Below are 20,739 nucleotides of genomic sequence, written 5' to 3'. Positions count from 1 at the left end.
CCTGACGAAAGGGGGGGGTTAAATGAGTAAGAGTCGTTTGGCAGTACAACTACCCGGACTTTCCTTAAAGGATCCAGTGATGCCGGCTAGCGGTAGTTTTGGGTTTGGCAATGTAAAAGCAGCTAAGTTAAATGATTTAAACAAATTGGGTGCGCTAGTGTTGAAGACAACCACCAAGTTGGCTAAGAAAGGAAATATACAGCCGCAGATCGTTTCTTTTAAAGAGGGAATTTTGAACTCTGTCGGTTTGACAAATCCTGGAGTAGACCAAGTGGTTGGCCAGAAATTGCCGCATTTGCGCGAAAAGTATTCGAACTTGCCTGTTGTTGCAAGCATCGCCGGTGAGACCGTGGCTGATTATTGTACTGTGGCAGAAAAATTTTCAAATTCGTCGATGATCCATGCGCTTGAAGTAAATGTTTCTTGCCCAAATGTTGCTGCAGGCGGTATGCAGTTTGGTGTCGATCCTGGGATGATCCAGAGATTGACAGGTGAAATTAAGCAACGGAGTTCGGTTCCTGTGTACGTTAAATTAACACCGAATGTAACCGATATTGTTGAGTGTGCTCAGGCCGCTGAAAAGGGCGGAGCCGATGGATTAACGATGATCAACACCCTTTATGCAATGAGGATCGATCCGCAAACGAGAATACCTGTGTTAGGAAATAGGTTCGGGGGCTGGTCCGGTCCAAGTTTAAAGCCTTTGGCCATTCGGATGATCTATCAGGTAGCACATGAAGTAGACCTGCCGATCATCGGTGTCGGTGGTATTTCCTCAGCACAGGATGTGATCGAAATGTATTTGGCGGGTGCTAGTGCTGTGCAGGTAGGAAGTGCCCAATTTGATGATCCACAAGCTTGTTGGCACATAATCGATGCATTGGAAACTGAAATGGATAGATTAAATATTGAATCATTATCGAAGTTGAGAAATGAAGTAAAAAAGGAGTTTCAAGATGAGAGAAGGTAGACCAATAATTGCACTGGATTTTCCGGATAAAAACAGTGTGACAAATTTTTTAAAGAAATTTCCAAAAGACGAAAAGTTATTTGTGAAGATCGGTATGACGCGTGGTGCTAGTTCGTAACATTCAACTATTTAGTACAAAATTTTACAAAAAAAGCCCAACAAGGTTAGACTCTTAAGTGACTTAAACAAAGGAGACCTGATCTTGTTGGACCACTTAAAGTTTAAACAAAAACGACATAATTTACAAGTCAATTTAGCTCAACTTAAAGTTCTTTGTGCTGAGCTTTATCAAAAATACTGCCCGCGCTATATTTCGCAACGCCGTAACACCACTAAGTCTCGTGTTTCTGATGTGCAGATCTTAGCCTTACTGTGTTTACAGGTCATTACACAGATGCACTCCCAGCGTAAATTCTTTGCCTGGGCACAGACCTTCATCCCACATCAATTGAACATTGAGCGCTCCCGTTTTAACCGACGAGCACAACGTCTTCTCCCAGTGGTCATGGCCATGCGGCAGGGGTTGACTCGCGACTATGCGCAAACAGGACAGTTTGCGATCATTGATAGTTTGCCTAACCCTTTATGCCAAAAAGTTAGAAATAAGCGGGCCAAGGTTTTCCGCGGCATAGCTGACCTAGGCTACAATGCGACCAAAGACATGTATTTTTACGGGTTTAAGACTCATTTTGAGACCTCGCTCAGCGGTTATATCTTAAATTACACTGTCACCGAGGCCTCTAAACATGACACCCAAGCGGCGTCAACTTTGATCGCAGGCTGTCCGTGTCCCTTTGTTTTAGCGGATGTCGGTTATGTGGGACAGCCCTTACAAGAAGATTTTGGCGAGCTAGGTTATGAGCTCTGGACACCTTACCGTTCAAACATGAAAGGAGCCAAACAGCACAATGTTCCGGCTTTGAAAGATCTCCGGCGCACGATCGAATCCCGTTTCTCGATCCTAGTTGAAGATTATGGAATCGAAAAAAATCTCACGCGGTCAGTGGTAGGCTTTTGGTTAAAAATTGAATTGACCGTCTTTATTTATAATTTAGGCTTTTTTGATTTTACAGAAAATAGAATTATTACGAACTAGCACCACGCGTATCGGTATGGAATTATTTTATAGATGCGGGCCGGATTTGATCGAAGAAATGTCTACACGTGGCTACGATGTATTTCTTGACTTGAAATGTCATGACATCCCACACACAGTTGAAGCAGCCATGAGTAGCATTTCAAAGTTAAATGTTACTTTAACTACAGTCCATGCAAGCGGTGGTCTACAAATGATGCAAGCAGCTAAAAGAGGGCTTACCCAAAACTTCACGGCAACTAAGATCGTAGCCATTACTCAGTTAACTTCAACTTCGGAAAACATGTTACACAAAGAGCAATTAGCTAACGTAAGTATGGAAGAAAGCGTCAAGCACTATGCTAAATTGGCAGCACAAGCAGGACTAGACGGCGTAGTTTGTTCGGCTTTTGAAGCACGACAGATCAAAGCGGTAACGAGCGACGATTTTTTAACAGTTACACCTGGGATCCGCTTGAAAAGTGATGACCACGATGATCAAAAACGTGTCGTTTCACCAGCACAAGCTGCACGTTTCGGTGCTTCAATGGTCGTGGTTGGTCGTAGTATCACACAAGCCGCAGATCCATACCAAACGTATTGTGAAATAAAAAGATCTTGGAAAGAAGGTATTTAATTTGAAAAAAATCGCTGAAGCACTCCTCGACATTAATGCAGTAAAATTATCTCCGTCATCTCCTTTTACATGGGCAAGCGGCATTAAAAGTCCCATCTATTGCGACAACAGGTTAACTATTAGTTATCCGACTATTAGAAAGGACATTGCCAAAGAAATAGTCTCACTTATAAAAAAGTATTATCCTGAAGTTCAGGTGATCGCAGGAACGGCAACTGCTGGTATACCACATGCGGCTTGGGTCGCAGATCTAATGGGATTGCCGTTGATCTATGTTCGTTCAAATCCTAAGGATCATGGCAAAGGAAAACAAACGGAGGGTGTTTTAAAGGATAAACAAAAAGTTGTCTTGATCGATGATCTGTTATCGACTGGTGGTAGTGTACTTAAGACAGCATCTGTTTTGATAGAAGAAAATGCAGTTGTCTTAGGGGTCGTTGGAATATTTAGTTATGAATTAGAAAATTTAAACGAAAATTTTGCAAAGAGCAATTTGACCTACCATACGCTAACAAACTTTTCAGAACTACTCAGTGCTGCTCAACAAAAAGAGTCATTCACGCAAGCGGAAGTCGACTCCATGTTTGATTGGAAAAAATCACCAAAAACTTGGAAGTAAAAATTTCAATAAATTAAAAAAATATACCTGTTTGAAGTTTTACATCTTGAATCACAATAGCAAGTATATTTTTTGTTTTTTTAAAACATGATAGTTTTAGGTATGAAAATTTGGATGTCTTTTAGACCGTTTAACAGACAATGAAAACGATATTTGCGAAAAAATTATTTAAAGTGTAAACTTATTATATGTATCAGTTTAGTTTAATTTTTAGTGTGATTTTTTATTGTAAAAAATATCTATCCACTTTCAAAGCACTAACTTTTATTAGTGTAAAATTAACTTTTACTTGATATACTTATAAGTAAGAGCAAACGATTTTGGCAGAACACTTAAGTAGAATAAAGTAATTGCGGCATGAACATTTTCTTAATTGAAAATAACGAATTTTTAGATACGTGGTTCTTGTAGTTCAGGAACGTGTTTTGCGGTTTGTGCTAGTAAATCTTAAATATGTGTTTTGTTTGTGCGGAAGAAAACGAAAGGGGTCGTATTTTATGAAGACACAGCATGAAACTATTTTTTCATCTAAAACGCTAACTTATTTTCTTCAGTTAGCAGAAACTATGAGTTATACGCAGGCTGCTCAAATTTTGGGTATCACCCAACCGGCATTGACTCAACAAATTAAAAAGCTTGAAAGAAATGTTGGATCACCATTGTTTTATTCTGTCGGAAAGAAACTACATCTTTCCGATGCAGGTTATACAATGTTAGATGCTACTCACCAAATCTACGAAACATTAAACAAGGCTACTGATGAGATCCAACAGTCCACCAGTCCAGATATCGGGGAAATAAATATTGGTATTTTAGCTTCGATCGATCCGGGAGTATTTTTCGATTTCGTTGGTGATTTTTATCAAAGGCATCGTGACGTTAAATTGAATGTGTATTCTTTGACACGCAAAGAGATCTGGGAAAATTTGGAGAGTAATCAACTAGACTTAGCGATCATGTATCTTCCTGATGAAAACATCAAAAATTGGAAGCCATATGCAGCAAAGAAAATATTGACTGAGAATTTAGTTTTTGTTCACCAAAACGAAAAAATGAAGAAGAGGAGAAAAATCAAGTTAAAGGATACTTTGGCACGGCCATGGGTCGGTTATCCGGCTGATTTTTATGTGAACACGCAACTTCGCGAGGCCTACAGGGATGCAACTCTTGATTCTCCTGATTTTGCGGCGCGCTTTACCCAACCTAAACAATTACTTAAATTCTCTGAAAAAACTGGGAATTATACTGCTTTACCAGCCTCTTTCGTTTCAGCCCACCAAAAAGAAAGTGGTGAGATGTATACTGCCTTGTTCGAACCGGCGATCAGTTTTGAAATGTCGTATGTTTATCGCAAAGGTAAAGGGGATATCCCACGGATCGTTAATTTTTTCCGTGAATTTGATCAATATCTTGTTGAAAAAGACTACATTTCTCGCTTGACAGAATCTAGTCTTGAGCAATAAGCTAGGTTATGAAAGAATTTATCAAGCCAGTGCTTTAGTCTTTCGCTAGACTAATAAGCCCGGTGAACATAAGGAGATTAAATTACATGAAAGAATTAGTTTTTGGGCATAAAAATCCGGACACTGATGCTATCGTCGCAGCAAAAGCATATTCATATTTGTTAAATCAATTAGGTGCAGATACTGAAGCTGTTGCACTAGGCGAACCTAATGATGAAACGAAATTCGTTCTTGATCATTTTTCAGAACCCTACCCACGAGTTATTTCTGAAGCTGGGTCAGAGACGAATGAGGTCGTCTTAGTTGACCATAACGAGCGCCAACAAAGTGTAGATGATATCGCTGATCTAACTGTAACACATGTGATCGACCATCATCGGATCGCTAACTTTGCTACAGCTGCTCCGTTGTATTATCACGCTGAACCAGTTGGTTGCAGTAGTACGATCATTTTTAAAGAATTTAAGCAGCGTGGAGTTGAGATCCCACAAAACTTGGCCGGATCGATGTTATCTGCTATTATCTCAGATACTTTATTATTTAAATCACCAACTACAACAGATGTTGATATTGCAGTCGGTAAGAAGTTGGCCGAAATTGCTGGAGTCGACTATGAAGAATATGGACTGTCGATGCTTAAAGCCGGAACTAATTTAGCTACAAAGACGGCTGAAGAACTAGTTACTTCTGATGCAAAGTCCTTTGAAATGGGCGGTAAAACTGTGCGTGTCGATCAAGTAAATACTGTTGATCTGGCAGAAGTTTTTGCTCGTGAAGACGAGCTTCGTTCAGCCATTGAAAAGCAAAATAAAGACAATGGATATGATCTTTTCTTGTTAATGGTCACAAATATCTTGGATTCCAATAGCCGCTTATTAGCAATTGGGGCAGGGCAAGATATCGTAGAAAAAGCATTTGGTCACGACTTAAAAGATGATAAAGTTGATCTGCCTGGTGTAGTTTCACGTAAAAAGCAAGTTGTCCCGCCATTGGAAGAGGCTTTTAAATAAAATATAAGCATGGACGAAGACTTCTTTAAAGAAGTCTTTTTATTTTGTTATAAATTTGTAAAATGTTACTTTAACTAAACTACTAAACAAAAACAGAAACAAGGCAAAGTTAATCATTATAAATACTTTTAATTACGTAAAGAAAAACATATAATAGGAACTGAAAACATTATTTTGAGGTGATCAACTTGAGCCAGGAGAAAAGAATAGAGCTTATTAAACAATTACTAGACGAACGACAAGAATTATCGACTAAAGACATTATGAATGAATTTGGTATTTCACAGGATACTGCGCGCAGAGATATCGTATTGTTAAGTAAGCGAGGAGAAGTGCGTCGGACACATGGGGGGATCTTACCGCTTGATTTTGGACGCAGCGTCCCTAATTATGAGAGCCGTTTATCTCGCTTCACCAAGTTTAAAACGCAAATTGCACTTGAAGCACTGAATTACTTTAAACCGCAACATGTTTATTTTGTTGACTCTTCAACAATTTTATTGAAAACCTGTCAGAATTTAAATACCCCCTTGACCGTGGTTACTCATTCACTAGATAATTGCATTGCTTTAGCACAAAATAAAAAGGTGACTGTTAAAAGTTTGAGTGGAACTTTAGACCATGATAATCGCTTTTTCTATTCTCACTTAGCAATGGAGGAATTACAAGACATTATGTTCGATATCGCCTTTATAGCTGCTTCTGGTATCGATGAAAATGGTGTTTATTTGCTGGATCAAGATGACGCTGAGATAGTTGGCATGGCTGCTAAACGTGCCCGCAAAGTTATTTTAGTTGCAGAACACCAAAAATTTGTCAACAAGTCGTATTATAGAATATGCTCCTTAGATCGTATCTCATTATTTATTACCGATACGATGCCGACTAAAGAGCAACGTGAACTATTTTCCCCTGAAACTGAGATCAAAGTAGTAAACGGAACCGGTAAATAGCAATTATTTTGAAAAATTTTATGAATCGGATAGCAATACCTACTTTTTAGTTGTTATAATAGTGTCAATTTAATTAAAAGGGCGTGAGAGAATGAATTTAAAGCACAGATTTAACCAACAAGTTGAACAAGTCGCAATTTCGGACATCCGGCAATTTGACATTGATGTCAGTGATATTCCAGGCATCATTAAATTAACTCTAGGTGAGCCGGATTTTAATACGCCCGAGCATGTCAAACAAGCTGCAATTGATGCCATTCATGATAACCAGTCTCACTACACACCAAATCCGGGGATCCCGGCTTTACGTCAAGCTGCAGCTGATTATTATAATTCGAAATACCATTTAAACTATCAACCAGAGCAGATCATTACAACTATTGGTGCGACCGAGGGGATCGCTGCGGCATTACAAACTATCCTAAATCCAGGAGATACGGTATTGGTTCCGACCCCCGTTTTCCCAATTTATATGCCGATCACTCAAATAAATCATGGTGAATGTGTCACGATCGATACTAGTGACGACGGGTTTGTTTTGACACCGGAAAAATTGAAGGAAACCATTGAGGCTAACAAAGAGCGCAACATTAAAGCCTTGGTATTGGTCTATCCAAGTAATCCGACAGGAGTCAATTATTCAAGACAACAATTACAAGAGCTATCTCAAGTTATCGAAGAAAGTGGCATGTGGGTATTATGCGACGAGATCTATGCAGAACTGACCTATGGGAAAACACATACGAGTTTAGCTGAATTTTTACCTGAGCAAGTGTTATTAGTTACCGGATTATCTAAATCTCATGCAATGACAGGGTGGAGAGCCGGTTTCCTAATGGGGCCAAATGATTTCATTGAACAAGCGATCAAAGCTCATCAATACTTAGTAACTGCACCAACAGATAATGTGCAATTTGCGGCGCTTGAAGCCTTAACCAATGGAAAGGAAGATAGTGAGCCAATGAAGGCAGAGTACATCAAAAGACGCGATTTCTTCTGTAGGGAATTAGAAGATTGCGGTTTTGAAGTAGCCAGCCCTGACGGCGCATTTTACTTGTTTGCAAAGATCCCTGCCAAGTTTGGAACAGATTCATGGGCATTCGTAAGAGATCTTGCCAAAGATGCGCGAGTCGCTTTGATACCTGGCGCCTCTTTTGGTCCTGGCGGTGAAGGCTATGTACGTGTTAGCTATGCCGCTTCAATTGCTGATTTGGAGACAGCAGCTAAAAGGATCAAGGAATATGTGAAAAATAATTGATTTCAGCTAAAACGGAGGCAAAAGGTTTTGTATTCTAATTCTAATAATGAAAATAGACCTATCGGAGTTTTTGATTCCGGGGTCGGTGGTATTAGTGTTTTGAAGGAATTATATAAATTGATGCCAAATGAGACATATCTGTTTTATGGTGATTCTCAAAACGCGCCTTATGGTGTTAAGTCCACAGAGGAAGTATTTCGATTAAGTCATGCTATCGTTGAAAAGTTTATTAGATTTAATGTTAAAGCAATAGTTGTTGCCTGCAATACTGCCACAAGCGCGGCCATTGTACGTCTAAGAGCGGAATTTCCAAGTATCATTTTTGTTGGTTTGGAACCCGCTGTGAAACCCGCAATCAAAAACAAGAAGAATTCCGAAATTGTTGTAATGGCCACGAAGCTAACTTTGAGAGAAAAAAAGTTTTCAGAGTTGATCTCTCAATATGCAGATCAAGCAGATATTATCCCTTTGCCTGCATCTGAATTAGTAGAATTCATAGAACGTGGGGACACCAATAGTCCAGCGCTATATGAATATTTAACAAAATTGTTAGCGCCATACAAAGACACTGTTGATTCAATCGTGTTGGGATGCACCCATTTCCCGTTTGCTCGTCCAGCTATCCAAAAAATCGTCGGACTTAATGTTTTCATTACTGATGGTGCTTCGGGGGCTGCCTCCCGCTTAAAAACTCAATTGGATAACTATTCATTGAAAAATAGTAAAACCGGTCAAGGAGAAGTTCATTTTTATAATAGTAACCCAGATCCAGCTGAGATAGAGTTAAGTAAAAAACTGTTTTCCCTTTGACATTATTCATTTGAGATCGGTAGTGAAGATATTATGTTACAAGTGAGACTAGCAACTTTCAATGACTTGCCCATTGCTATGGATATTTTTGAGCAAGCTCGTTTATTTTTAAAGCAAGCTGACATACCGCAATGGCAAGATGGCACACCAAATAAAGATACATTCTTAGAGGATATTAAAAATAAAGATTTATTTCTATTGATCAATGATACAGACATTTTAGGTATCGCAGCTTTAAAATTAGGACCAGATCCTTTTTATTCTGTGATCAAACATGGGAAGTGGTCATCTGATGAACAATATTATGCTATTCATCGTTTTGCGATAAGTGGAAAATATCGGGGAAAGAATTTAAGTAGAACTTTTTTTGAAAAACTATTTGAAATTATCTTAAAAAAAGGGCTCTCACATGTTCGTATCGATACTCATCCGCAAAATACGGGTATGCAGCATGTGATCAATAAGTTAGGATTCCAGTATTGTGGGATCGTTGAAGTTGAACAAGAACAAAGTGACCCAGTCAGAAAAGCTTATGACTTAAAACTTGAACAGGAGTAGACAGTTGACTAAAAAAAAATACCAAACATTTATTTTTGATTTAGACGATACATTACTAAATTTTAAATCTGCTGAGCAGCAAGCACTTCAAATGTTATTTGCCGATTTGAAGTTAGAATTAGACGTTCCAGCAAAAAAAGCTTTTAGCACCTTTAATCAGAGTCTATGGAAAAAATTAGAAAAAAAAGAGATCACACGTGAACAACTCTTTGAAGAAAGATTTCACACTTTTTTAAAAAATTACTATCAGCTAGAGATCAACGGAAATAATTCTTCAGATCAGTATCTGTCTTATTTGGCTTTTGGGCATAAAGAAATAAAGGGTGCTAAAGAACTATTGAACACCTTGTTTTCAGAGGATAAACATCTCTTTTTAGCAACTAACGGTGTTACTAGAGTCCAAGAAAAAAGACTTAAGGATGCACAAATGGCTAACTTTTTCGAGCAAGTCTTTATCTCTGAAAAAATTGGAACAGAAAAACCAGATCCTGGTTTTTTTAGCTATCTGTTTAGCCATTCCAATGCCGATCCTTCACAAACAGTGATAGTAGGAGATTCTTTAAGTTCAGACGTTTTGGGTGGTATCAACGCTGGGATCGATACTGTCTGGTTTAATCCGCAAAGAAATACTAACTTTTCACAAATATTACCGAGCTATCAGATCGATTCGTTGAGCGAGCTTGTCAAATTTGCCTAAAAGAAAGATAATTATTGTTGGATCTGGCTCATTTTTCAACTGTTAGTCTAATGTCTAATTTAATTGTCATTTGGAACTTTCGTTCGAAGAGTTTATAATTAAATCGAGGTTGAATTATTAGTTCGAGCTTTGACTCTCGTGCAAACCTGAATATATTTAAACAGGAGGTACGATCATGATCGAGAGTATTCGCTTAAAAAGAAAGCAAACGGCTCCAATTGCGATCGGTGATGTAGTTCAATACCATGGCGGGACATTTGTGATCATCAATATCCTCGGAGTTGACACCAAACCACTGCGTGAAGATGATAATAGTGTTTTCTATTATTGTCTTGGTCAACTGTATGGTTCTCCAGATCTGGCTGCCGACTATTTGACTACCGAAAACGAATTAAAGTTTTCACCTGATCAATACTACAATATTCCTCAAGTTGGTGATATTTTCTTTGATAATACGATCGGGATCTGGATCAATATCATTGAGATCCGAGAAGTAAACTTTTCTAAAGAGGGCATGCGAGTTCGTTATAAGTTTGCCCCAGTTAAGGAATGGCCCAATGATAAAATGGAAGAAGCCTTTACAGCTTCAAGACAGCGTCATATGAAATTAGTTAAAAATGATCCCCTGGATCCATAAAAAAAGTCTTCGCTTGTCTGGTGAATAATTTTCATCAGACAGACGGAGACTTTTTTGGCGTATGCTATGTGCTATTTTAATTTGTCTATTTCATCTTTTTCTGGAGTTACATAGAGGGTCTTTTGACCTTCATAAATAACAAATCCGGGCTTAGCGCCATTTGGTTTACGAATATTTTTTACTGGAACATAGTCGACCGCCACATTAGCTGACGACCTACCCTTAGAATAATATGCTGCGATTTGTGCTGCTTGATTTAGCGTTTCATCGCTCGGACTACTACTATGCACAATAACGTGTGAACCAGGGATATTCTTAACGTGTAACCAAAAATCACTTTTCTTGGCCGTTTTCATAGTTAATTGGTCGTTTTGTTTATTATTTTTACCCACTGAAATTGGCGTGCCATCGCTGCTTGTATATTCAGCAGGCTTGGTAGGCTTTTTTCGGCGATCCTTTTTAGCAGCTTGCTTGTTTTTTTGAGATCTCAAGTAACCTTGTTCTTGCAATTCGAGCTTAATTTCAGGCAAGTCACTGGGCTCTGCTAACTCGATAGTGCTGGCAAGAGATTCAAGGTAAGTTATTTCAGCTTTTGTATGCTTTATTTGTTCACCTAGATATTTAACGGCGTTTTTAAGTTTCTGATAGCGTTTAAAATACTTTTGTGCGTTCTGTGACGGGCCTAATTGATTAGACAAAGCGATCTTAACGGGCTCTTCATTTTTATAATAATTAGGCAGAGTCACAGAAGTCATTCCACGCTTAACTTGATATAAATAGGTGGTCAACAGCTCACCCTTAACACGATAAGAATCGGCGTTTTCAGTGGCTTGGAGTTCTTTATCCTGTTTTTTTAATTTTCTTTCGTTTTTACGTAGATTATTCCTAACGACCTTGATCAAGTTCGCACCTTGTTCTTTGACACGATCTCGTTGCGCTTTGTCCTGGTATAAATTATCTAGTAATTCACTGAGCGACTCCCACCTTGATTGCACCTTCATTTCACCAGCAAAAAAACTAAAGTCTATTGTGTCATTATCACTGATAATGACAGGCTCTGGTTCATGAGTTTTTTTAAGAAAATAGCTAAATGCTTCTTTTGGTGAAGCATACTGAGAAGAATGCAACGTGTCAGCCAAAAGCAAACCTGATAAGCGAGAAAAGCCCTGATAAACTTTAGTTAGCTCAGAGGCCAAGACATCTCTGTTAGGATATTTTGTATTCAGTTCCGCGTAAAAGCTTTGCTCAGAAAAAGGATCAGTCTTTTCTTGTTTCGGAGGCGTACGATAGGTTGATCCCGGCAACAGAGTCCTGTAACGATCTTGTTGGACTGAAACATGCTTTATTGCATCTAACACTTTATTTTCCTCGGAATCTATCAAGATCACATTGCTATGTCTACCCATGATCTCTATACTTAAAAGAAGAGTGATTTGGTCTCCAAGTTCGTTTCTACGTGTGAAACTTAGATAAAGTACACGGTCGTTTTGTAGTTGCCAAATATCCTGAATTTTTGCACCATCAAGGTATTTGCGCAACATCATTGTAAAATTCGTAGGGGTTTGCGGATTTTCATAAGGTATTTTTGTGATCTGGATCCTCGCATAATTAGGATTTGCTGATAACAACAAGGGATAGTTCTGGCGATCGGCTCGGATCGTCAAGATCACTTCATTGGGATAGGGCTGCGATATTTTAGCCACACGACCGCCAACTAACATGTTTTTTAATTCATTGACCATCGCGTGCGCGAATAAACCATCGAAAGCCATTACTAAACACTCCTTTTTTGTATGCAGTAATCTTATTTTAACCTTTATTTATCTTTATGGCAAAACTATTTGACTTTTTTGCATATGATCAAACTAAAGCTTGTTTGTTGTTAAGTTAGGTTGTATTATACAAGTATGGTCCATAAGTTGGAGGTGAAACAGTGAAAGCAAGTTTAGAGATCTTATTAGATGTTCAGAAAAGTTATAATCAATTATTGAAGAAAATGACACACTCACATACTATGACGATCGCAGAATGGCAATTACTTCAGAATGTTGTGCATGGTAGTGATACTCAAGCTGAACTTGTCAATAAAACCAAGTTAGATGTCTCGACTCTCAGTCGCCAATTAGGTAAATTGGTAAAAAAAGAACTATTATCCATTGAAAAATTGGGTGAAAAGCCAATGGCTAGAAAAAAGTATTCATACCAAATAACTACTCAAGGAAAAACGGCTTTGTCAGAAATGGACGCTGATTTTGAAAGAATGAGCCGTGAACTTTTTTCTCAATGGACGAATGAAGAGCAAAATTTGTTGAAGATCTTGTTAAATCGGCTCAACACTAGTTTTGAAAGGATCGAAAACTAGCTAATAGGGTATGAGTATGTTATTCTTAAAATCGCAATTATTTTTAGTTTAATTGAACAATCATCAAAGTAGGTGTGAATATATGAAAATAGCTGTTGTTACTGATAGTACGGCTTATCTTTCATCAAAACAAATAGAAAAATATAATATTCATGTTATACCGATCCCGGTCGTAATTGACGGAAAAACATATCGGGAAGGCGTAGATATCACAACTGAACAGTTTTTTGATAAGCTAAGGTCTTCAGAGTCGTTTCCAAGTACTTCACAGCCACCGATCGGTGAATTGGTTCAAATGTACGAAGATCTTGGTGAACAAGGATTCGATACTGTGATCAGTATTCACCTGGCAGCAACTATCTCCGGTTTATACAATACCTTAGAAACTGTTGTTGCACCTCAGGTTAAAAGTGTTACCGTGATCCCATTTGATTCTGAGATCACGGTCATGTTAATGGGAAACATGGTCATAGAAGCAGCACGAATGGCACAACGTGGCGAGACTAGCCAGCGGATCATTGAACGATTAGAGCATTTAAGGAAAACCGTCAAGGAATATTTTGTGGTCGACGATCTGCAGAATCTTGTTCGTGGCGGCCGGTTATCCAATGCGTCTGCGTTTATTGGCAGTGTTTTAAAAATAAAGCCTATTTTAACTTTTGACGAACAGTCAGATAAAATCGTGGCTTTCGATAAAGTCCGTTCGTCTAAACGAGCTTTAAAACGGGTGGAAACTTTGTTTGATGAAAGGATAGGCAAAGTTGATTATCCTGTTAGAATGATGATCATCCATGCTAACAATAAAGAAGCAGCTGTCAGTTGGAAGCAAAAGCTCGCTAAACAATATCCCGATTTTCCGATAGATATTAGTTATTTTGGACCGGTGATCGGTACTCATTTAGGGGAAAAAGCACTTGCTTTGGCATGGATGGAAGATATAGACAGATAAAAGAGGTGATTTGTAGGGGTATGATCGATTTAGGATTAAAAGCTAGTACAGCCGCCAGTCAAATCAAGGACAGACTACAGTATCATCCCGATGTTTTCGAGTTTTATACTAATGAAAATGACTTTACTTCCGAAGGATTAAAGCGCTTGAAATATGACATTCAGTGGGTCAAAAGTGAAGCAACAGGTAAAATAGTGCTTCACCATCCGATGAAATACCAGGGATATGCCACAGAGATAATAGCTCCAGAACATGAGTGTCCACAATTGTATTCGTTTATTGAACGATCAACTTTGGATCTTCTCCAGTTGGCTTACGACAATGATATTCAGGTCTTGATCCATGGTGCTTATGCACGGCAAACAAAAGATTTCATTGCGATGTATCATTCTTTTGCTGATGCTGAAGCAGCGGCCTTTGATCGTCTTGACCATTTCCAAAAACTGGGAGATCAACATGTAATGTTTGAAAACTCGCTTGCTCAACTTTTTGCTTATGGCTGTCCGGTTGATGAAGAAAAAATTGCTGCACATAATTATCGTCTAGCTTTTGATACATCACACTGTTTTATTAAAACAAATGGCAGCAACAAGGCGTTGATGAAATCTTTAATTAATTTAAAGCAGCAGATAGTGCATTATCATTTAGTCGATTCTTTCGGTAAGACACATGACAGTTTACCTGTAGGACAAGGAAAGATAAATTGGCAGCAAGTTGTGCCGCTGTTAAATCCACAAGCAACCAATATTTTCGAAATAAAACTTACAAATGAAGAAGACGCCACTGAACAAGTAGCAAGTTACCAATACCTAAAGGAAATTGAATCTTAGTTAAATTTAAATTAAGAACAACTTATCTACTTACACCTAATCCTTAGACATGTCTATAATACTATTATCGACACGTATTTGGAGAAGAAGGGAGTACTATGATCAATCGAGGTCTCAATGTTTGTACCGGAATCATCGGGGTTTTGTATATCTTAGTAGATATTGTTTTTCACCTAACTGTTTGGAGTTTAATGCAGTTAAAAAAAATTTCATACCCTTTAGCTTTTAGACTTGCTGATAATAGAAGCCTATTTTTTACAATTATCTTAGTTGTGACATGTATAATGTCGTTAATTAGTTTACCTGCTCTGATCAGTAATCTTTTTTTGTTTGTTCGAGCAGACTTTATTTTGAGAGTTATTTTTACTACCAGTGGTTTTTTCTTGCCATTTGTTCATGGAGAAGCTGTTGTAAGTCTTTGTTTCGAAGTTTTCTTTATAGGGCTATTTTCTATTTATCTATATAAGATAAGCCATCGTAAGCAAGATATATCTGATTCTGAGTTTGAAAATTATAAACAAATGTAAAAGGAGAAGTATGGACAAATTTAAATCTATTATGAGTTGGTTGATGCCTATTTTGATCGGTTTAGTGGTCGCAGCATTGATCAAGACTTTTTGGTTTACCCCCGTAAAAGTTGACGGCTCTTCCATGTATCCTAACTTAGAGTCAAGCGAATATGTTTTATTACTTAAAAGAGCGGATATCAAGCGAGACTCAGTGGTCGTGTTTAATGCGTATGGAGTTGACCATCAAAACAAGAGTATGACTAAGGATATGAAATATGTTAAAAGGGTCATTGGGCGTCCTGGCGACAAGGTCGAATATAAAGATAACGGCGACCTGTATGTTAATGGCAAGTTTCAATCGCAAAGCTATATCACGAAATCTCAGCAAAAGAATGGGACTTTGCAATTAGCAGATGGTCTCAAGCCGGCTCCTGGAGTTCATTTAGGAACAGGTAAGACGTTTACAGTTCCGAAAGGCAAATATTTTATGCTAGGAGATAACCGGAAGGAATCTAACGATAGCCGTTATTATGGTTTTGTTCCACGAGACAAGATACTGGGAGTTGTCAAAGTTGCAGTTTGGAATAATAAACGCGATGTAGTAAATTCTTTTGCAACAAATTAAATAAGTTTTACATCAAAGTCTGGTTAATGATCACCAGACTTTTTTAGTATAACAAAATCAAAAACTACAAAACGATAAAAAAGTAGCTAAAATGTTTTTGGGGCAGCTGGGGCGGTTAATTTCTTTTTGACTCTACTTTTGATAATGTATATTATGTAAACTAGAATAAAAATAAAAAATCAGCGTGGGCCCTCTCAGATTTGTAAACCATGATCTAAAAGCAAGCTGGTAATTGTTGATTTAAACAGGAAAAACAACAAAAATTGGAGAAATCTTTGATAAACAATGACTCATGGATCAATGTTTAGACAAATTTGGAGTCACATTTTGTTATTGCTTGGAGTCACATTTTGTTATTGCTTACTGATCCACAAACAACACGTCATGCTAACTTTAAATATACAAAATTATGGACAGCTTTTTATAACGCGTTTAGCCAAAAAGCTGTCCATTTGTTTAATTTAAAATTATATGTTGCTCAAAGCGATCCGTGTGACGACTATTTTTGTTTTTTAAACATGTTTTCATAACCACCCATGGAATCAGCAATTTGATCCATAAAGCTTGGCTGAATACCTAAATCAGGTAGATCTGCCTTTGCTACTGAATAGCGAATAGACCCTGCATCATCATTTTCGACTTTTTGGACCCATTTAGGCTCAAAGAGAGATTCATGACCCATGGCGACCATATCAAATGATCGCGCTGCTTTTTCTGCATCCTGAGGAGTCTTAATATTACCAACAACTATCAGCGGCAATGCGCCGGCAACTCGCTCTCTAATGGCTTTATTAACAACCGTAGTTAAGTTCTTATCGCGCATTGGTGTCCGCCAAACATCACTTTGTGAAACATGTAGATAGTCGATCTTAGTTTCCTTTAACTTATCTATAAAGTTAAGCGTATCATCTAAAGTTATTCCCGGCTCCTCAAGTTCCTCCGGTGAAATACGATAGCCGAGCAAAAACGGTTTCTTAGCATATTTTTCGACCACCTGTGCGGCTTCTTTTATCACAGCAAGTGGGAACTTCATCCTATTTTCTAATGAACCGCCCCACTCATCTGTGCGCCTGTTGGAATGTGGAGAAAAGAATTGTTGTAATAAATAAGTGTTTGCTCCGTGAAGTTCAACTCCATCAAATCCAGCTTCGATCGCCCTTTTTGTAGCTGCACCAAAGTCTTTGATCGTTTGAAAAACTTCATCTTCTGATAGTGCGCGCGGTTTTTGTGAATCTGAACGAAGAGCAGCAATATCACTTGCACTGACCGGTTGTTCTCCTCGTAAAATTGCACTATTTGACATTCTACCTGCACTAAAAATCTGCACGATCGCTTTGGTACCATCCCTTTGGATACTGCGAGCCAACTTGTTCAAACCAGGTAAAAATCTATCATCAGCAATACTTAACTCGCCTTCAAACCCCTTACCTAAAGAATTTACGTTAGCAACAGCAGTAATAAACATACCAGCACCACCAGAATGTTGTGCATAATATGCTGCTTCGTCGCTGGTAACAGTCCCATCTTCAAATGACATACGTTCTGTCATTGGTGGGATCACTATGCGATTTTTAAGTTCTATATTTTTGTTTGCAAAACTATATGGTCGTAAAAATGAATACTTAGCCATCTTTTAAAACCTCCTATCTCATACGATAATAGTACATTCATCCTTTTTGTTAAAGAAAAAACACTTATCCTGCTTGCTTTTGGGAGATCATATAATCTATCGTTATTGTTAATGCTACCACTAAAATTTCGTTAGCCCCTGAATATTGCCCTTCTTTCGTATCTAGGATCGTTATTTCATAGGCATCTCCAAAAGAAAATAGTTTCTTTTGAATAGTAGCGATCTCTTCTTTATTGTTTAAAATAGAAAAGTTCATTTCAAAAATATCTCCCTGAACTGAAATGTTTTGTGGGGTGAAAGTATAGTGCGGTCGCAACAAAGAAAGGTCTTTTTTTATTTCTACCGTTTCATTATTGTGAGTCTCAACAATAAATTTTGGTAAAAAAGCCAGGACCCTCTTAGTGATCTTTGCAACAAGGTCATCCGCTGTATTGCGAATTTCAAAATTTTTTTGTGCATTAAATAAGCTCCCCGTAACGTAGTATTGAACATTATTTTCGCTGTCAGTCACAGTAAATTTTTCAGCAACGCTAAAAAGTTGTTGTTTAATATAAAATTGCTTCATTAATAAATCCTCCTATAATAAACAAAGAGCAGAGAAACTTGGTAGACAAAATCATCAATCGATTTGCTATATACAAAAAGCTAGGAAAAGCATTCCTAGCTTTTACTACTTCTGTTAAACCTCAGTCGAGTCTGAATCATCTTGATCTTCGAGCCGGAGCCAAACGGGGGTTCCTTGTGATTCGACATCCAAAATGAATGAACCATTCGAATAACGATCATTGGTTGGATGCTCAAACGGATCAGCTTCGATAGTTTGCTCCCTATCAGTTGTAATATACAACTTGCTATTAGGATATAAAAGTGTTGTCAACTGCACACGATGTGGATTTTTCTTAAGCTCACGTAATATTTGAACACCACGTCTGGCTCTAGTTGTCTGTGGGACCTCAGCAACTTTCATTCTCTTGAATGAACCTCGTTGTGTAACGAGGGCTAATTCATCCATTTCATGAATAAGCGTTACGCTAGCCAGATGATCCTCTCTTAGATCCATGCTTTTGACCCCAGCTGCTTTAGCGCCGCTAGTTGGAACATCACCTAATAAATAACGTAAACCATAGCCACCGTAAGAAGCACAAAATACTTGCAACCCGGGATCTTCTTGCTGGTTGTAATCGATCAAAATGATTTCATCTGAAGTTGTTTTTAGTTTCATAAATTTGCTGGCACGTGATCTGTAAGATCTACCAGGCTTTAAATCACTGAGTTCTGTCTGCTTAATAAAACCTTCTTTGGTAGCAAACACGAATTTGCCCCCCTGTGTCAGGTCTTTAAAACAATAGGCAGAAATAACATATTCATCACTTTGTAAACCAACAGTTTGTGAAAGATGCTCACCAGTATCTTTCCACCGTGCTTCTGTTACATCGTGTACAGGCCGATAGATCATATTTCCTTTATTAGTAAACATGAACAGATGGTCTAAAGTATTGACAGTTGTAGAAAAAATAACATGATCATCTTCTTTTAGCCCGTTTTCGGCAGGTCCTGAAGCTTTATATGAGCGCAAGGATGAACGCTTAACATAACCGTCTCTTGAAACTAAGACTTTAACATCTTCTGAGGCCACCATCACTTCTGTTTCGATCTTAAGCGACTCGATCTCGTCTTGGATCTCAGTCGATCTTGGGCTTGAATATTTCTTATCCACAGTTTTTAATTCTTTTTTGATGACCTTATCCAGTTCTTTAGGATCAGCTAAGATATTTTGATATTTGCTGATCAGTTTTTCTAGTTTCTGTGCCTCAGCTCTTAAAGCAGTGACATCGGTGTTAGTCAGCCGATATAATTGTAAAGAAACAATTGCTTCTGCCTGTTTTTCACTGAAATCATATTTTGTGATTAAATTTTGTTTAGCATCATGTTTGTTTTGAGACGAACGAATCGTTTTTATAACTTCATCTAAAATAGAAAGAGCTTTGATCAACCCCGCAACTATGTGCTCTCGTTCTTGTGCTTTATTCAAGTCGAACTTAGTACGCTTGGTTGTTACGTCCCTTTGATGATCAATATAAGACGCAAGGATAGTTTTTAGCCCAACATGCTCTGGCCGTTTTTTATTGATCGCTACCATATTGAAATTATACGAGATCTGCAAATCAGTGTTTTTAAAAAGAAAATTTAAGATCCCGCTAGCATTTGCATTCTTTTTTAATTCGATCACGATCCGGAGCCCCTCACGATCAGTTTCGTCACGTACTTCGGCGATCCCTTCAACTTTTTTCAATAAACGTAACTCATCGATCCTTTTAACCAATAATGCTTTATTGACTTCGTAGGGGATCTCTGTAATCACGATCTGCTGTTTTCCACCACGTAATTCCTCAATAGTAGTGCGCGAACGTAGGATCGACTTTCCACGCCCAGTTTCGTAGGCTTGTTTAATGCCGTCTTTGCCCTGCAAGATACCACCAGTTGGAAAGTCCGGGCCCTTAACGAAATTCATTAACTTATCCAATGTAGCATCAGGATGATCCAGCAAATAAATTGTAGCCTGAATCGTTTCTCCCAGGTTATGGGTTGGTATATCAGTTGCATATCCAGCAGAGATCCCAGTTGCACCATTTACTAACAGATTAGGAAAACGAGCTGGTAAAACAGTGGGCTCATACTCTGTATCATCAAAGTTTAAAACCATTTCGACTGTCTTTTTATCAATATCGCGTAGCATGTCCCCCGCGATCTCTGACAAACGCGCTTCTGTATAACGCATTGCGGCAGGTGGGTCACCATCCATTGAACCGTTATTCCCGTGCATTTCGATCAATGGTTCACGTAGTTTCCAATCTTGGCTTAAACGAACCATCGCTTCGTAAATCGATGAATCGCCATGCGGATGGTAATTACCCATGACATTCCCAACTGACTTAGCAGACTTTCTAAAAGCCTTGTCAAATGTATTGCCATCTTGATCCATTGCAAATAAGATCCGTCGTTGTACTGGTTTTAAACCATCACGAATATCAGGTAAAGCACGTTCCTGGATGATGTATTTGGAATAGCGTCCAAACCGTTCGCCCATGACAGCTTCAAGCGATAATTCCTGAATATTATTATGTTCTATAGTAGCCACGTACTCTC

Annotated in this window: 21 protein-coding genes and 1 pseudogene; 18 read left to right on the top strand and 4 right to left on the bottom strand. The window is 38.3% G+C overall.

Annotated elements, in window-relative coordinates; translation table 11 throughout:
- The first annotated feature begins 22 nt into the window (after nucleotides 1-22).
- The 13 genes and pseudogenes from AC3XNE_RS10070 to AC3XNE_RS10010 all read left to right on the top strand — a co-directional run bounded on the left by AC3XNE_RS10070 (nucleotide 23) and on the right by AC3XNE_RS10010 (nucleotide 10,687).
- Nucleotides 23-970 carry a dihydroorotate dehydrogenase gene (locus AC3XNE_RS10070; protein WP_489831934.1) on the top strand — a complete coding sequence of 316 codons (948 nt, stop codon included), beginning with the start codon at nucleotides 23-25 and terminating at the stop codon, nucleotides 968-970.
- Nucleotides 957-1,067: pseudogene (locus AC3XNE_RS10065) on the top strand (orotidine-5'-phosphate decarboxylase); the annotation flags it as partial. The gene AC3XNE_RS10070 and the pseudogene AC3XNE_RS10065, both read left to right, overlap by 14 nt.
- Before the next feature lie 105 nt (nucleotides 1,068-1,172).
- Nucleotides 1,173-2,066: an IS982 family transposase gene (locus AC3XNE_RS10060; protein ID WP_489831357.1), complete on the top strand. Its 894-nt coding sequence runs from the start codon at nucleotides 1,173-1,175 to the stop codon at nucleotides 2,064-2,066.
- The gene (pyrF, locus tag AC3XNE_RS10055; RefSeq protein ID WP_489831933.1) at nucleotides 2,032-2,682 is read left to right on the top strand and encodes an orotidine-5'-phosphate decarboxylase; all 651 of its coding nucleotides are present in this window, start codon (nucleotides 2,032-2,034) and stop codon (nucleotides 2,680-2,682) included. Before AC3XNE_RS10060 ends, pyrF begins: the two co-directional genes overlap by 35 nt.
- Before the next feature lies 1 nt (nucleotide 2,683).
- Entirely contained in the window at nucleotides 2,684-3,301 is a 618-nt protein-coding gene (pyrE, locus tag AC3XNE_RS10050; RefSeq protein ID WP_489831932.1) for an orotate phosphoribosyltransferase, read from the top strand.
- A gap of 497 nt (nucleotides 3,302-3,798) precedes the next feature.
- Nucleotides 3,799-4,764, top strand: a complete 966-nt coding sequence (locus tag AC3XNE_RS10045; RefSeq protein ID WP_489831930.1) for a LysR family transcriptional regulator — start codon at nucleotides 3,799-3,801, stop codon at nucleotides 4,762-4,764.
- Between the two features lie 86 nt (nucleotides 4,765-4,850).
- On the top strand, nucleotides 4,851-5,774 hold the full coding sequence (locus AC3XNE_RS10040) for a manganese-dependent inorganic pyrophosphatase (protein WP_489831929.1): 924 nt from the start codon (nucleotides 4,851-4,853) through the stop codon (nucleotides 5,772-5,774).
- A 188-nt stretch (nucleotides 5,775-5,962) separates the two neighbouring features.
- Complete coding sequence (locus tag AC3XNE_RS10035) at nucleotides 5,963-6,727, top strand: DeoR/GlpR family DNA-binding transcription regulator (RefSeq protein ID WP_489831928.1); 765 nt, start codon at nucleotides 5,963-5,965, stop codon at nucleotides 6,725-6,727.
- Between the two features lie 91 nt (nucleotides 6,728-6,818).
- Nucleotides 6,819-7,985 (top strand): pyridoxal phosphate-dependent aminotransferase, encoded by a 1,167-nt coding sequence (locus AC3XNE_RS10030; RefSeq protein ID WP_489831927.1) that lies wholly within the window; start codon nucleotides 6,819-6,821, stop codon nucleotides 7,983-7,985.
- Between the two features lie 27 nt (nucleotides 7,986-8,012).
- Entirely contained in the window at nucleotides 8,013-8,795 is a 783-nt protein-coding gene (gene murI / locus AC3XNE_RS10025; RefSeq protein WP_489831926.1) for a glutamate racemase, read from the top strand.
- A 33-nt stretch (nucleotides 8,796-8,828) separates the two neighbouring features.
- The gene (locus AC3XNE_RS10020) at nucleotides 8,829-9,353 is read left to right on the top strand and encodes a GNAT family N-acetyltransferase (RefSeq protein ID WP_489831925.1); all 525 of its coding nucleotides are present in this window, start codon (nucleotides 8,829-8,831) and stop codon (nucleotides 9,351-9,353) included.
- A gap of 4 nt (nucleotides 9,354-9,357) precedes the next feature.
- Nucleotides 9,358-10,050, top strand: a complete 693-nt coding sequence (locus AC3XNE_RS10015; protein WP_489831924.1) for a YjjG family noncanonical pyrimidine nucleotidase — start codon at nucleotides 9,358-9,360, stop codon at nucleotides 10,048-10,050.
- 175 nt (nucleotides 10,051-10,225) lie between these two features.
- Complete coding sequence (locus AC3XNE_RS10010) at nucleotides 10,226-10,687, top strand: hypothetical protein (RefSeq protein WP_489831923.1); 462 nt, start codon at nucleotides 10,226-10,228, stop codon at nucleotides 10,685-10,687.
- Between the two features lie 71 nt (nucleotides 10,688-10,758).
- Here AC3XNE_RS10010 and AC3XNE_RS10005 read toward each other — a convergent pair whose 3' ends face one another.
- On the bottom strand, nucleotides 10,759-12,459 hold the full coding sequence (locus tag AC3XNE_RS10005) for an Rqc2 family fibronectin-binding protein (protein WP_489831922.1): 1,701 nt from the start codon (nucleotides 12,457-12,459) through the stop codon (nucleotides 10,759-10,761).
- A 161-nt stretch (nucleotides 12,460-12,620) separates the two neighbouring features.
- Here AC3XNE_RS10005 and AC3XNE_RS10000 point away from each other — a divergent pair, with 161 nt between their 5' ends.
- From AC3XNE_RS10000 to lepB, 5 genes are all read left to right on the top strand, one after another.
- Complete coding sequence (locus AC3XNE_RS10000; protein ID WP_489831921.1) at nucleotides 12,621-13,049, top strand: MarR family winged helix-turn-helix transcriptional regulator; 429 nt, start codon at nucleotides 12,621-12,623, stop codon at nucleotides 13,047-13,049.
- An 82-nt stretch (nucleotides 13,050-13,131) separates the two neighbouring features.
- On the top strand, nucleotides 13,132-13,998 hold the full coding sequence (locus tag AC3XNE_RS09995; protein ID WP_489831920.1) for a DegV family protein: 867 nt from the start codon (nucleotides 13,132-13,134) through the stop codon (nucleotides 13,996-13,998).
- Between the two features lie 20 nt (nucleotides 13,999-14,018).
- Complete coding sequence (locus AC3XNE_RS09990) at nucleotides 14,019-14,828, top strand: TIM barrel protein (RefSeq protein ID WP_489831919.1); 810 nt, start codon at nucleotides 14,019-14,021, stop codon at nucleotides 14,826-14,828.
- Nucleotides 14,829-14,926: 98 nt separating this feature from the next.
- Nucleotides 14,927-15,355, top strand: coding sequence for a hypothetical protein (locus AC3XNE_RS09985; protein WP_489831918.1), 429 nt, complete (start codon nucleotides 14,927-14,929; stop codon nucleotides 15,353-15,355).
- Between the two features lie 10 nt (nucleotides 15,356-15,365).
- A complete protein-coding gene (lepB, locus tag AC3XNE_RS09980) occupies nucleotides 15,366-15,962 on the top strand; it encodes a signal peptidase I (protein ID WP_489831917.1) in 597 nt (198 codons plus the stop codon).
- A gap of 499 nt (nucleotides 15,963-16,461) precedes the next feature.
- On the opposite strand, the gene AC3XNE_RS09975 is transcribed toward lepB, so the two are convergent.
- The 3 genes from AC3XNE_RS09975 to parC all read right to left on the bottom strand — a co-directional run bounded on the left by AC3XNE_RS09975 (nucleotide 16,462) and on the right by parC (nucleotide 20,680).
- Complete coding sequence (locus AC3XNE_RS09975) at nucleotides 16,462-17,592, bottom strand: NADH-dependent flavin oxidoreductase (protein WP_489831916.1); 1,131 nt, start codon at nucleotides 17,590-17,592, stop codon at nucleotides 16,462-16,464.
- A gap of 64 nt (nucleotides 17,593-17,656) precedes the next feature.
- Nucleotides 17,657-18,157 (bottom strand): LURP-one-related/scramblase family protein, encoded by a 501-nt coding sequence (locus AC3XNE_RS09970; RefSeq protein WP_489831915.1) that lies wholly within the window; start codon nucleotides 18,155-18,157, stop codon nucleotides 17,657-17,659.
- A gap of 114 nt (nucleotides 18,158-18,271) precedes the next feature.
- Nucleotides 18,272-20,680 (bottom strand): DNA topoisomerase IV subunit A, encoded by a 2,409-nt coding sequence (gene parC, locus AC3XNE_RS09965; protein ID WP_489833403.1) that lies wholly within the window; start codon nucleotides 20,678-20,680, stop codon nucleotides 18,272-18,274.
- Nucleotides 20,681-20,739: the final 59 nt, after the last annotated feature.

This window comes from Ligilactobacillus sp. JN-6 (Y).1 (assembly GCF_058111525.1).
The sequence above is the reverse complement of the archived record's forward strand: the minus strand, read 5'-3'. Positions and strand labels throughout refer to the sequence as shown.